Here is a 13,122-nt window from a genome sequence, read left to right as displayed (position 1 = left end):
GGGGGATCCGCCGCAGGTGCCGAAGCGGGGTCACCCTGAAGTCGTAGGGCGGGGGCCCGCCCCACCTCCGGAGGGCTGAGGCGGCACCCGCCGCCCCTACGGGTCGCCCCGCAGGGGCGGCGTCCTCGCGGCCGCCCGCCGCGTCATCCGACGACGGCCACCGGCCCGTCCAGCCGGTTGCGGTCGATCGCCAGCCGCCGGCCGCCGTGCTTCTCGCGCACGCTGCCCGAGTACTGGTGGATGCGCCCGTGCGGATGCCAGGCGTCCCGGCCGAGGACGGGTTCGCCGCGCACCGCGGGCTTGCCCTGCCAGCGGGCGAACCAGACGGCGCGCGGCAGGTCGTCGTAGCCCTCCCGGCGGGCCCGCTCGACGTGCCGGATGCCGGACTCCGAACTGCTGTAGAGGCCCGGCAGGTAGCCGGCGTCGTCGACCTCGCGGTCCCAGGCCCGGATGAAGTCGAGGGTCTGGTCGGCGCAGCGGGACCGCTTGACGTTGTACGCCTCCATGTCGAGGTAGAGCGCGCTGCCCTCCTCGAAGCCGAGGGCGGCGGCCCTGCGCACGGCGTCCCAGCCCTCGCTCGCGCCCTGGCCCCAGGGGTCGTCGGTGCTCATCCGGTGGTTGCGCAGATGTCTGCCGCGTACGCAGGGCGACTGCGAGCCGACGTAGATCGGCAGGATGCGCCAGCCCATGCGGTGCACCGAGCGCACCCAGGTGCGGTTGAGGTGCCGCTGGGTGCTGCAGGCACGGGCGCGGCCGCCGTAGTAGACGCCGACGGCGCGGTACTTGGAGCGCAGCCAGGCCCGCATCGTGGACAGCGGCGGCGTGCGGCAGGTGTCGAAGCCGTAGCCGCGGTAGACGCGGGCCGGGCCGGCCCCGGACGGGGCGCGTTCCTCACCGCCGAGGCCGTAGGGGAGGTCCAGGCCGTCGAGGAGACCCGTGTCGGCGAAGCCGAACGGGTCGTCGTCACCGCCGTCACCGGGCGCCCGGGCGGGCCGGGCGGGCCGGTACGTCCGGACCGCGCCCGGCGTGGCAGCCGTCACCGAGGCCGGCTTGGCGACCGGCGCGGCGGGACGCGGCACGACGGCCTCGGCCGCGGTGGGACCGGCCAGGAGGCAGGCCAGCACCATCGCCACGATCGCCCCGTGTCGGATGATCGGCTTGTGTTCGCGCATGGGTCGAGTGAACGCAGGCGGCTGCCCGCGAACGGGGCAGCCACGCCCCGCTGTCAGCCGTACGCAGCAACGCCCGGCCCCGGATGGGCCGCCGGTGCCGGGGCCGGCTCAGTCCGCCGCGCCCAGCAGCAGTCCCGAGGTCGGCACCCCCGTACCGGCCGTGACGAGGACGTGGGCCGCGCCGGGGACCTGGTTGACGCTGGTGCCGCGCACCTGCCGCACCGCCTCGGCGATGCCGTTCATGCCGTGCAGGTACGCCTCGCCGAGCTGCCCGCCGTGGGTGTTGACGGGCAGCCTCCCGCCCCGTTCCAGACCGCCGTCGGCGGCGAAGGCGGCCGCCTCTCCGCGCCCGCAGAATCCGTACTCCTCCAGCTGCATCAGGACGAAGGGGGTGAAGTGGTCGTAGAGCACGGCGGTGTCGACGTCCTGCGGCCGTAGGCCGGAGGTCCGCCACAACTGGCGGGCCACGACCGCCGACTCGGGGAGCCCGCACAGGTCCTGGTCCGGCCGGTAGTAGCCGGTCATCTGCTCCTGGCCGCGCCCCGCGCCCTGGGCGGCCGCCCTGATCACCGCGGGCGGGTGCCGCAGGTCCCGGGCGCGCTCGGCGGAGGTGACGACCAGGGCCTGACCCCCGTCGGTCTCCTGGCAGCAGTCGAGCAGGCGCAGCGGCTCGACGATCCACCGCGACGCGGCGTGGTCGGCCAGGGTGATGGGCCGGCGGTGGAAGTACGCGGCCGGGTTGGTCGCGGCGTGCCGGCGCCCGGCGACGGCGACATGACCGAAAACCTCTGGTTCGAGCCCGTACGTGTGGAGATAGCGCTGTGCCGACATGGCGACCCAGGACGCGGGGGTGAGCAGCCCGGACGGCAGGTTGACGCCGAGCGCCGCGCCCTCCGCCGAGGGTTCGCGCTGCTGGACGCCGGAGCCGAAGCGGCGGCCCGAGCGCTCGTTGAAGGCCCGGTAGCAGACGACGACGTCCGCGACGCCGGTCGCGACGGCCATCGCGGCCTGCTGCACGGTGGCGCAGGCCGCCCCGCCCCCGTAGTGGATCCGGGAGAAGAAGCCGAGTTCACCGATGCCGGCCGCCTGGGCGACGGTGATCTCCGGGCTGGTGTCCATCGTGAAGGTGACCATGCCGTCGACGTCGTCCGGCGTCAGCCCGGCGTCCTCGACCGCCGCGCGCACGGCCTCCACGGCGAGCTTCAGTTCGCTGCGCCCGGAGTCCTTGGAGAACTCCGTCGCGCCGATCCCCGCGATCGCGGCCCGTCCGCCCAGGCCGTCGCGCCGGCGTACGCTCATCCGCCCCCCACCTCCAGCACCGCGGTGCCCGTGACGTGCCGCCCCCGCCCGACCGCGCCGATGACCTCGACCGTCGCCTCCGTGCCGCGTACCGCCGTGACGCTCCCGGTGAGCACCAGCTCGTCGCCGGGGTGCGCCGGTGCGCCCAGCCGTACGCGCAGTGAGCGGAGCACCGCCGAAGGACCGAAGTGCCCGGCGAGGTACCGGCCGACGAGCCCGCCCGTGGTGAGGATGTTCAGGAAGACGTCCGGCGAGCCCTTGGCCCGCGCCGCGTCGGGGTCGTGGTGCACGTCCTGGAAGTCGCGGGTGGCGATCGCCCCGGCCACGACCAGCGTCCGCGTGACGGGGATCCGAAGCTCCGGCAGGACGTCGCCCGCCCGCGCCCCCGGTCCGGTCATCTCACACCTCCGCGCGGAAGACGGGCACGGCCGGCTCCCCGTCGGCCTGCCGGAATTCGAGCGTCACCGGCATGCCGATGCGCACCTTCTCGTACGGCACGCCGACCACGCCGCCGAGCAGGCGGACCCCTTCGGCCAGTTCGACCAGGGCGACCGCGTACGGCGGGTCGAAGGCGGGGAACGGCGGGTGGTGCACGACGACGCGGCTGAAGACGGTGCCGCGCCCGCAGGCCGGTACCGTGTCCCAGGCGTCGGAGCCGCAGCTGTTGCAGCCGGGGAGCCACGGCAGCCTCAGGGTTCCGCAGGAGGAGCAGCGTTGGATGAGCAACTCGTGCCGCCCGACGCCCTCCCAGTACCCGGCGTTGTCCCGGTTGACGACCGGGCGGGGCCGTCGCGGCCGCCCGCCCGGCGCCGGCGCGGGTGCGTACTTGAGGATGCGGAAGCGGTGGCGGCCGGCGAGTTCGCCGTCCGCCCTGACGTCCATGCGCGTGGTGACGAAGTGGCCGCTGCCGAGGCGGGTGGTCTTGCGCGGCGACACGGATTCGATCACCGCGTCGAAGGTGATCCGCTCGCCGGGGCGCAGCGGCCGCAGGTACTCCTGCTCGCAGTCGGTGGCGACGACCGCGGTGCAGCCGGCCTCGTCGAGCAGCGCGAGCAGTTCGTCGTAGGCGCCGGCGCGGCCGGCCCCGGCGACGTCTCCCGGCCCGGGGAGCCCGCGCATGGTCCACACCTGGAGCATGGGGGCGGGTGCCGTGCCGTCCTGCGGGACGGGATGGCCCAGCGCCTCGCACCAGTGCCTGATCATAGGCCGGTTCACGGGGTCCTTGCCCTCGCCCGCGACGGCGGCGGGGCGCCCCTCGTACGTCACCAGCCGCTCGTACAGGTCGTCGGTCGTCATCGTCGCCGCCACCGCCCCCAGTTTCTGACTGATCGTCAGATTGGCGAGGAAGCGGCACCGCTGTCAAGACGCCCGGACGGAAGGTGTTGTCCACAGGCTGTGGACAACACCGGACGTGACTGCGCGACGGCAGTGAGGTTGCCGTCGCGCAGTCGACCCTTCAGCCCCCCGGCCCGCCCCGGCGGCGGACCGGCCCGCTCACCCCATGGGGCCGAAGTGGATGCTGAACGTCGGCTGGTTGATGGTGGTGAAGGCCGAACCCACCACACTGGCCGTGCTGTTCTGGTTCGAGGCCCCCGCCCCGGTCGCCGCCTGCTGCGTCGTCGTCACCGTCCCGAAGTTGTCGCGGCCCACGTTGCCGCCGCTGTTGCTCACCACGGTCGCGTTGGACGTGCCACCCGCCACGGCGCCGTTGTCGGCCACCGCCGTGCCGGCGAACAGCGCCGCCGCGAGCGGCAGCGCGGCCAGGGCGGACACGACTCGGGCGGTACGGATGCTTGCCATGTGTTTCCCTCCGAGGAGTGGATACGAGGTGCGCGGTGCGGCCGGCCGACCGCTCCGCCGGCTCTGCGACGTCGCCGCAAGCAGAGTTGCCCAGCACCACGACGGACAAGCCGGACCTTGATCCCTTTCGCTCGCAAGCGTGACGATCTGTCGACAAACCTCCACAACCGCCGCCGCTGACCGCCCGCCCGCGTCCCGGCCACCACAACCCGGGCCCGGCGGGCGCGGAATCGTTACGGCACGACTTTCGGCCAACCTCGGCGGACCGGTCCTCCCCGCCGGCGCCGCCGCCCGGGTGGCCACCACGGCGCCGTTCGGGCGGATGCCGCACCTCCCCGGTGCGTGGCGCGCCGGGAGGCGGCCGTCCGCTTCCTACGCTCCGGCTGACGGACCCCCGCTGCCCGTCGCGCCCCGCGCCCGGACGTCCCCGCCCGGCCGCACCGCTTCCCCAGGGGAGAGATGTGACCCGGTCCCGCGCCCGGACCCCGCTGACCCGGCTGGTCGCCGCACTGCTCCTCGCCGCCGCCTGGCTCGCCGGCTGCGCGGGGCACGCCCCGTCCGGGCACCCCCACGCCCCGGACCGGCCCGCCCCGCAGGACCGGCAGGCGCCCCCGGCGGGACCCGGCCCACGGCTGCAGGACCCCCCGGAACTGGTCAGCCGCGACGGGGTCCTCAAGGCGGCCATCGTCGTCGAGCGCCGCAAGGTCCGGGTCGGCGACCACCGGCTGTACGCCCTCACCTACAACGGGAGGTACATGCCGCCGACGCTGCGCGTACGGCCCGGCGACCGCATCGACCTCACCATGACCAACCGGGTGCGCGAGGACACCAACGTCCACGTGCACGGGCTCCACGTTTCACCGCGCAGCCCCGCGGACGACATCTTCATCGCCATCACGTACGGCCGGAGCCACCACTACACCTACCGGCTGCCGCGCACCATCACGCCCGGCACCTACTGGTACCACTCGCACGCCGACATGATGTCCGCCGCCCAGGTCGCGGGCGGGGAGTCGGGCGTCATCGTCGTGGACGGCCTGCGGCGGTACCTGCCCCCGTCCCTGCGCGGGATCACCGAGCACGTCGTCGCGCTCAAGGACTTCCAGATCCACGGCGACGCGATCAGGACCCATAAACTGAAGATCGGGACGCGCACCAACCGCACCGTCAACGGGCAGCAGAACCCGGTGATCGGCCTCCGGCCCGGCGAGACCCAGTTGTGGCGGCTGGCCAACATCGGCGCCAACATCTACTACCGCCTGCACCTGAAGGGCAGCCGCTTCCACGTGATCGCGCAGGACGGCTACCCGGTCCGCAGGGTCTACGCCGCGGACACGCTGGTCATCGCCGCCGGCGCCCGGTTCGACGTCCTGGTGCAGGGCGGCAGCCGGCCCGGCACCACGACGCTGGAGACCCTCGCCTACGACACCGGCAAGGCCGGCAACCGGTTCCCCCGCACCGACCTGGCCACCGTCGTGACCGGCGGCGCCCCCGTGACCCCGGCGCGGATCCCGACGGACTTCGCGCCCAACGAGGACCTGGCGCACGCCACGGTCGCGGACCGCAAGACGGTGGTGTTCACCGAGAACGCGGCGGGCGACGTGTTCTACGTCAACGGCCGGACCTACGCGCCGGACCGGGTGGACTTCACCTCCGTCCTCGGCACCGTCGAGGAGTGGACCGTCCGCAACGACAGCGACGAGGAGCACTCCTTCCACGTCCACACCAACCAGTTCCAGCTGATGAGCACCAACGGGAAGGCCGGCGACCCGGACCACCGCTGGTTCGACACGGTCAACGTGCCCGCCCGCGGCAGGGTCGTGATCCGCATCCCCTTCACGGACTTCACCGGCCGGACGGTGCTGCACTGCCACATCCTCAACCACGAGGACATGGGCATGATGGCCGTGCTCGACATCGTCCCGCCCCGTCCCCGCGGCAAGTGAGCGGCCCCGCGGCGAGTGACCGTCCGCGTCAGCGCGTGCCGAAGCGCCGCGCCGCCGCCACGACCGCCTCCCCCATGGTGGGGCTGCCCGTGTGACCGGAGTCGTCGATCACCTGGAGCTCCGCGTCGGGCCACGCCTTCGCCAGCTCCCACGCGGTCGTCAGCGGACTGCCCAGGTCGAGACGCCCGTGGATCAGCACCCCCGGGATCCCGGCGAGCCGGTGCGCGTCCCGCAGCAACTGCCCCTCCTCCAGCCAGGCGCCGTTGGCGAAGTAGTGCGCGCAGATCCGCACGAAGGCGACCAGGTCGTCGTCCGGCCGGTCACCGTAGGCCCCCGGCTTGCCGTTGGTCTCATGGGCGATGACCGCGTCCTCCCAGGTGACCCAGTCGCGTACGGCCTTCTCCCGCGCCGCGGCGTCCGGGCCGTTCAGCAGCCGGTCGTACGCGGCCGGCAGGTTCCCGTCCCGCTCACCGGGCGGCACCCCGTCCCGGAACGTCTCCCACGGCCCCGGCACCAGCCGGGCCACGCCGCGGTAGAGCCAGTCGATCTCCTCCCGCCGGGTCGTGGTGACCCCGACGATCACGATCTCCGACACCCGCTCCGGGTACCGCTGCGCGTACGCCAGGATCAGCGTCGAGCCCCACGAACCGCCGTACAGCATCCACCGCTCGACGCCCAGGTGCTCGCGCAGCCGCTCCATGTCGGCGATCAGGTGCTCGGTCGTGTTGTGCTCGAGCGACACCGCCGGGTCCGAGGCGTGCGGCAGGCTCTGCCCGCACCCCCGCTGGTCGAACAGCACGATCCGGTACACCTCGGGATCGAAGGTCTTCTTGCTGCCCCGCTTCCCCCCGGAGCCCGGTCCCCCGTGCACGCACAGGACCGGCTTGCCGTCCGGGTTCCCGCTGGTCTCCCAGTAGACGCGCTGCCCGTCCCCGACGTCGAGCAGCCCCGACGCGTACGGCTCGATCAGCGGAAACCCCGCTGCTGCCATCACGATCCCCTCCTCCGCACCGGCGAACGACCCCGCGAGGCTACCGGTCCTCACTCGGGGCCCGAGCGGGGCCGGGGGAAGGGCCCGGGCTCCGCCGGTCCGTCCTCCTCGCCCGCGGCGGAGGGGCGGTACCGGTCCAGGGCCGGCAGGTCGGGCACCAGATGGGCGTGGGCACGGCACACGGCCGCGGTCTCGGCGATCGACACCAGCGGGGTGCGGATGTGGGACCAGCCCCCTGAGGCGTCGCCCGCCACCGCGACCCCCACCCGGTCCGGGGCGATGGCGGTCGCGGCGGCCATCGCCTCGGACGAGATGTCGCCCAGGCCCACCTCGGCGGTCTGCTTGTTGACGCGGTGCACGACGCGACCGGAGAGCTGGGACCGGAGCGTCGCGGCGCCCTTGCCGAGCTCCACCCCGAAGCGCTGCCCGCAGATCTCCAGGTAGATGCCGACCGCGCGGGCCCGCTGCGCCAGCCGGATCAGGTTCGCCACCATGCGGTCCCGGCGTTCCTCGTCCTTCTTCGTCGTGCTGAGGAACAGTTCGGCGACCTCGTCGACCAGCACCACGACGGGCACCGGCCGCACGTACGCGGGCAGCCCCCAGATGTCGGAGGCCACCTCCTCCTCCGGGGCGTCCAGCGCCGTGCGCTGGCACTCCTTGAGCACCGCGAACCGGTGCTCCATCTCCCCCACCAGCGCGTCCAGCAGCTCCGCCGCCTGCTCCCGGTCGGTCGCCAGGGCCGACAGCCGGGACGCGTACGGGATCTGCTCCACCCCGCCCTTGCAGTCGATCCCGACCAGGGCCACGGGCAACCGGGCCAGGTTCATGATCAGGTTGCGCTGGTACACCGACTTGCCCGACTGGTTCGCCCCGAGGGTGAGCGCGTGCGGGATCTCCCGGTAGTTCCGCACGAAGGCGGTCCCGTCGTCCCGCAGCGCCACCGGCACCACCATCGGGCCGGACGGCAGGCGGCGCGGCATCCGTACGTCGCGGAGCACGTCGTAGCCGGTCATCCGCAACTCGACCACCCCGGGGCCGAGCTCGACCACGTGCACCGCGTGCACGCCCCACGCGTGGCGCAACCGGTTGGACGCCGCGGCCACATCGGCCGGCTCCAGCCCGCCCGGCAGGCGCAGCCGCACCCGCATGCCGGTCAGCGAGCCGCCCACCCGGCGGATCCTCGGCGGCACCGGCCGCACCTCCCTGCGCCCCGCCGCACGCCCCGCCAACGCCCGCGCCCACGACGGCGGTACGGCCAGCCCGCATGCCGCCATCGTGGAACCGTAGGTCGACAGGAACCGCCCCCAGGCCAGCGGCAGCCCGAACAGCAGCCAGAACGCCACCGGGAACCGTCGACGGGCATAGGCCAGGCCACCGGCCGAGGCCAGCAGCACACCCAGGAGCGCGACACCCGTCATGGTGATCAGCCCTTGCCGTTCGGGACGGCGGCCGGGACCGGCGCGGTGACCGCCCGCGGCACGCGAGCAGATCCCATGCCCGGTTTGACCGTTAAGCGTATTCTCTCACCCCCGCCCCCACCGTCCCGTCACCGACACCGGCGGTTCGCCGGACGGCCGACCCCGACAGGGCCGGCGTACGCGGCGTCGAGGCGTTCACCCATCCCCGCCGCATGAAGAAGGGGCGCCCCCGTGTCTTGGGGCACCCCTTCCGTCCAGCGCATTCGCCGGCCCGGTGCGGAGAGCGTGGGGCGTGAGCCACGGTGACATCGCCGCCAGGACGGTTCTCAAGACCTTCCCCCCAGCGTGTAGGCGACCAATAAAGCCCCTGCTCAGGACCGAGGTTCGGCCTCCGGCGATCCGGCCGGCACGCCGTCGCACTCGTCCGGGGACTGTTGCGGCGGTGCCGTTCAGGCACGCGGGGCTCGCGCCGTGGTCACAACTGGCATCACTCGCCCAGTTCGCCAGGCGTCCCCGCCTGGATGAAGGTACGAACCAGGAGCCAGGCGCGATCGACAGCCAGGACGACATCGCCGCTGAAGACAACCAGGTCGTCCATGACCGGGACTTCGACCACGGCATCCGCCGCGGCGGTGCCATCGCCGCGGAGAAGGGACGACCTGTCCGCGTCATCGCACAGATGGATGACCGCTTGATCACCGCGAAAGCCCAGAGCCAGCAGGGGAAAGCCACCGCCTGGCAGCCGGACTTCGACGTACCCCTGGCCACGGGTGCGCAGTTCGCCGACACGCTCCGCCAGAGCCGCCACGTCCGAGCGCCTCTCCGATTCCGGCGCGGTCGCCGCCCACATCACGCTCATCCCCGCGCCCCCTGCGTGCACCCCGCTACCCGAAGTTCAGCACGGTCCGGTCTCCGACCATCGTGCACGAAGAAGGGGCGCCCCCGTGTCTTGGGGCACCCCTTCTGTCCAGCGCCTTCGCCGGCCTGTGCGGAGAGTGTGGGATTTGAACCCACGGTGACATCGCTGCCACGACGGTTTTCAAGACCGTTCCCTTAGGCCGCTCGGGCAACTCTCCCCGCGCCGCGAGGTCCGGCTGGTGGGCCGGGCGGCGCGGGGACAGCCTAACGGGTCGGCTTAGCTGCTGCTGTCACCCTTGCGTTCGCCGAGAGTGAGGGTGGCGGTACGGGTCTGACCGTCACGGGTGTACGTGAGGTTGACCTTCTCGCCGGGCTCGTGCTGCCAGATCTCGCCGATGAGGGTGGGGCTGGAGTCGACCACGGTGTCGTCGAACTTGGTGATGACGTCGCCGGAGCGCAGGCCCGCCTGGTCGGCGGGGCCGCCGGAGGTGACGGCGTCGGCGCCGGTGGCGATCTTGGCTCCCTCGCCGCTGTAGCTGGAGTCGACGTGGACGCCGATGACGGCGTAGACGGGCTCGCCGTTCTTGATCAGGTCCTGGGCGACGCGGCGGGCCTGGTCGATCGGGATGGCGAAGCCCAGGCCCACGCTGCCGGACTGGGAGGTGCCGTCGCTGCCGGTGGACTGGATCGCGGAGTTGATGCCGATGACAGCGCCCTCGGAGTTCAGGAGGGGGCCGCCGGAGTTGCCGGGGTTGATCGAGGCATCGGTCTGTATGGCGCTCATGTAGGAGGCGTTGGACCCCTCCCCGTCGCTGGAGGCGATGGGGCGGTGCAGGGCGCTGACGATGCCGGTGGTGACGGTGCCGGAGAGCCCGAAGGGGGCGCCGATGGCGATGGTGGAGTCGCCGACGGCCACCTTGTCGGAGTCGCCGACGGCGAGCGGGGTGAGCTTGTCGGGGGTGACCCCCTTGAGCTTGACGACGGCGACGTCGTAGCCCTGGGCGCGGCCGACGACCTCGGCCTCGTACTTCTTGCCGTCGGAGAACGTGGCGGTGAGCTTGCCGCCGTCGGCGGCGGGGGCCACGACGTGGTTGTTGGTGAGGATGTGGCCCTCCTTGTCGTAGACGAAGCCGGTGCCGGTGCCGCTCTCCTGGCGGCCGGTGGCCTCGATCGTGACGACGCTGGGGAGGGCCTGCTTGGCGATGCCCGCGACCGAGTCGGCGGCACGGCTGAGGTCCTTGGGGTTGCCGACCGAGGAGACGGTGGTCGAGGAGGAGCTGTCGTTGCGGTCCGCGGCCCAGAAGCCGACCCCGCCGCCGATGCCGCCCGCGACGAGCGCGGCGACCAGGACGGCGGCGACCAGGCCGCCGTTGCCGCGCTTCTTGGGCGCGGGGGCGGCCGGCACCGGCGTGCCCCACACCGGGCCCACCGGACCGGACGGGCCCATGGGCCCGGAGGGCCCGACGGGACCGCCGTACGGCTGGGTGGGCGGCGGGGCGACCGGCGGCAGGGGCGCGGTGCGCACCTCGGCGGGCGGTGCCGCGGGGGCCGCCGGGGGAGCGGCCTGGGGCCCGGCGGGAGGCCCGGCGGGAGGCCCGGCGGGGTGAGCTGCCGGAGGCGCCACCGCGACGGGTTCCGCGGACGCCGGCGCCGCGGGGGCCGCGGGGGCCGCGGGGGCCTCCGGAGCCGCGGGGGCGGCCGGGCCCGGCGCCGACGCCTGCGCCTGCGCCTGGGCCGGGGGAGCGGCAGGCGGGGCGGCGGGGGGCACGGGAGGTGCAGCGGGAGCGGCGGACCCAGCGTCAGCGGGAGGCTGCGTCGGCAGCGCCGCCGGGACCGGGCCGGCCTCGTTCTCGGTGCTCACGGCTGTTCTCCTCGGATATGCGTTGTATGCCGTGCGTACGGTTACGGCTACGGTACGTACGACGACCGTCGTGATGGACACAGCTTTTCCCACCGGGTGTCAGGCCGCCGTAAGCAGCGGCCGTTCCCGGCCCGGCGGATGGCACGATAGCCCGGTGACTGATCTCCGCGCGATCCAGGTCGTGGCTCACCGGGGAGCGTCCGAGGACGCCCCGGAGCACACGCTCGCCGCCTACCGGAAGGCGATCGAGGACGGCGCGGACGCCCTGGAGTGCGACGTACGCCTCACCGCCGACGGCACGCTGGTCTGTGTGCACGACCGCCGGGTGAACCGCACCTCCAACGGGCGGGGCGCGGTCTCCGCGCTGGAGCTCGCGGACCTGAGGACCCTGGACTTCGGCAGCTGGAAGGCGCAGCCGGGTGCCGGAGGGGCCGGCAGGGCCGGCGGGACGCGGCGGTGGCGCCCGTCCGCGGAGCTGCGTTCCCTCCTCGACGCCGACGCCGAGGCCCCCGACCGCACCGACGGCGACCCGGACGAGCTCAGCCGCGTCCTGACCCTGGAGCAGTTGCTGGAGCTGGTCGCGGACACCGGCCGCCGGGTGGAGCTGGCGATCGAGACCAAGCACCCCACGCGCTGGGCGGGGCAGGTCGAGGAACGGCTGGTGGAGCTGCTGGACCGGTTCGGGATGCTGTGGCCCGAGCCGGGCGAGCCGTCCCGGGTCCGTGTCATGAGCTTCTCCTCCCGTTCCCTGCGCCGGATCCGGATGGCCTCGCGCGACCTGCCGACCGTCTTCCTGATGCAGTACGTACTGCCCAGGCACCGCGACGGCCGGCTGCCGGCCGGGGTGGGGATCGCCGGGCCGGGCATCCGCATCCTGCGCGCCAACCCGGGGTATGTGGAACGGCTGCACGAGGCGGGGCACCGGGTCCACGTGTGGACGGTGAACGAACCCGAGGACGTCGAACTCTGCGTGCGACTGGGCGTCGACGCCGTCATCACCAACCGTCCGCGGCAGGTTCTGGCCCAACTCGGGCGCTGCTGAAGGGAATACGGACTCCCTCCCTCCCCGGGTGGTGTGCACCGGCGCGTTCGGAACCTGTTCGATCGTTGTGTGTGCCCCAAGAGATCGCAGTTGGCCGGTTTCCGGCCCAGAACGAGAGGGCATCCATCCCGTGGCGTGGGGTGAAGGAGGTCTCGGGGGTGGCGTTGGTGGTGGCCCAGGAGGTGCCGACGTCCTCGACCATGGCCCTGCCTCATGGTCCGGCGGGCGTGGCCGAGGCGCGGCGCAGGCTGCGCAAGGAACTGTGTGCGTACGGGGTCGCGGAGCCGGTCGTCGACGACGCCGTGCTCATCCTGTCGGAACTGCTCAGCAACTCCTGCCGGCACGCCCGGCCGCTGGGCGAGGACGCGCCGTCCTCGGGCGGCAGCGGCATCAGGGCCGCCTGGAGGATCGACGAGGACGGGTTGCTGACCGTGGAGGTCACCGACGGCGGCGGGCCCACCCGCCCGCTTCCGGCCAGTCCCTCGCTCACCGCCCGCGGCGGCCGCGGGCTCGGCATCGTGCGGAACCTGTCGCTGCGCTGGGGCGTGCGCGACGCCCCCGGCGAGGTCACGGTGTGGGCGATGCTCGCGGTGCGCAGCCGGCACGCGCGGCGCGACGACCTCGTGCCCCAGCTCGACATCCCGATCGACTTCGCGGACCCCTTCGACGACCTCCCCTAGCCCCCGCAGGGGAGTTGCCCGGCCTCCACGGGCGCGACCTCCGATGAGGGCGGAC

The 13,122-nt window shown here is 73.6% G+C and carries 12 protein-coding genes and 1 tRNA gene; 3 read left to right on the top strand and 10 right to left on the bottom strand.

Annotated features, from left to right (window positions below; translation table 11 throughout):
- Positions 1 to 143 precede the first annotated feature (143 nt).
- From ABZ312_RS00895 to ABZ312_RS00875, 5 genes are all read right to left on the bottom strand, one after another.
- Entirely contained in the window at positions 144 to 1,172 is a 1,029-nt protein-coding gene (locus tag ABZ312_RS00895) for a DUF1906 domain-containing protein (protein WP_500436064.1), read from the bottom strand.
- A 108-nt stretch (positions 1,173 to 1,280) separates the two neighbouring features.
- Positions 1,281 to 2,471, bottom strand: coding sequence for a lipid-transfer protein (locus ABZ312_RS00890; RefSeq protein ID WP_499512972.1), 1,191 nt, complete (start codon positions 2,469 to 2,471; stop codon positions 1,281 to 1,283).
- Positions 2,468 to 2,869: a MaoC/PaaZ C-terminal domain-containing protein gene (locus ABZ312_RS00885; RefSeq protein WP_500332363.1), complete on the bottom strand. Its 402-nt coding sequence runs from the start codon at positions 2,867 to 2,869 to the stop codon at positions 2,468 to 2,470. The genes ABZ312_RS00890 and ABZ312_RS00885 overlap by 4 nt, the downstream gene beginning before the upstream one ends.
- Before the next feature lies 1 nt (position 2,870).
- Positions 2,871 to 3,767, bottom strand: coding sequence for a bifunctional MaoC family dehydratase N-terminal/OB-fold nucleic acid binding domain-containing protein (locus tag ABZ312_RS00880; RefSeq protein ID WP_500360568.1), 897 nt, complete (start codon positions 3,765 to 3,767; stop codon positions 2,871 to 2,873).
- A 198-nt stretch (positions 3,768 to 3,965) separates the two neighbouring features.
- Positions 3,966 to 4,271 carry a hypothetical protein gene (locus tag ABZ312_RS00875; protein ID WP_500360569.1) on the bottom strand — a complete coding sequence of 102 codons (306 nt, stop codon included), beginning with the start codon at positions 4,269 to 4,271 and terminating at the stop codon, positions 3,966 to 3,968.
- A gap of 461 nt (positions 4,272 to 4,732) precedes the next feature.
- On the opposite strand from ABZ312_RS00875, the gene ABZ312_RS00870 reads away from it, so the two are divergent.
- The gene (locus tag ABZ312_RS00870) at positions 4,733 to 6,217 is read left to right on the top strand and encodes a multicopper oxidase family protein (RefSeq protein WP_500332360.1); all 1,485 of its coding nucleotides are present in this window, start codon (positions 4,733 to 4,735) and stop codon (positions 6,215 to 6,217) included.
- A gap of 28 nt (positions 6,218 to 6,245) precedes the next feature.
- Here ABZ312_RS00870 and pip read toward each other — a convergent pair whose 3' ends face one another.
- From pip to ABZ312_RS00845, 5 genes are all read right to left on the bottom strand, one after another.
- On the bottom strand, positions 6,246 to 7,208 hold the full coding sequence (gene pip / locus ABZ312_RS00865; RefSeq protein WP_500360722.1) for a prolyl aminopeptidase: 963 nt from the start codon (positions 7,206 to 7,208) through the stop codon (positions 6,246 to 6,248).
- Positions 7,209 to 7,258: 50 nt separating this feature from the next.
- Positions 7,259 to 8,626: an FtsK/SpoIIIE domain-containing protein gene (locus ABZ312_RS00860; RefSeq protein ID WP_500360724.1), complete on the bottom strand. Its 1,368-nt coding sequence runs from the start codon at positions 8,624 to 8,626 to the stop codon at positions 7,259 to 7,261.
- 487 nt (positions 8,627 to 9,113) lie between these two features.
- Positions 9,114 to 9,485, bottom strand: a complete 372-nt coding sequence (locus ABZ312_RS00855; RefSeq protein WP_500332357.1) for a hypothetical protein — start codon at positions 9,483 to 9,485, stop codon at positions 9,114 to 9,116.
- 130 nt (positions 9,486 to 9,615) lie between these two features.
- Positions 9,616 to 9,702, bottom strand: a tRNA-Ser gene (locus ABZ312_RS00850).
- Between the two features lie 59 nt (positions 9,703 to 9,761).
- Entirely contained in the window at positions 9,762 to 11,345 is a 1,584-nt protein-coding gene (locus ABZ312_RS00845) for a S1C family serine protease (protein WP_500436062.1), read from the bottom strand.
- Between the two features lie 154 nt (positions 11,346 to 11,499).
- Between ABZ312_RS00845 and ABZ312_RS00840 the strand changes: the two genes are divergently transcribed.
- A complete protein-coding gene (locus ABZ312_RS00840; protein ID WP_500331013.1) occupies positions 11,500 to 12,387 on the top strand; it encodes a glycerophosphodiester phosphodiesterase in 888 nt (295 codons plus the stop codon).
- 158 nt (positions 12,388 to 12,545) lie between these two features.
- The gene (locus ABZ312_RS00835; protein ID WP_500359325.1) at positions 12,546 to 13,067 is read left to right on the top strand and encodes an ATP-binding protein; all 522 of its coding nucleotides are present in this window, start codon (positions 12,546 to 12,548) and stop codon (positions 13,065 to 13,067) included.
- Positions 13,068 to 13,122: the final 55 nt, after the last annotated feature.

It is taken from the genome of Streptomyces sp. NPDC006207, assembly GCF_040613835.1.
Lineage (GTDB): Bacteria > Actinomycetota > Actinomycetes > Streptomycetales > Streptomycetaceae > Actinacidiphila.
The sequence above is the reverse complement of the archived record's forward strand: the minus strand, read 5'-3'. Positions and strand labels throughout refer to the sequence as shown.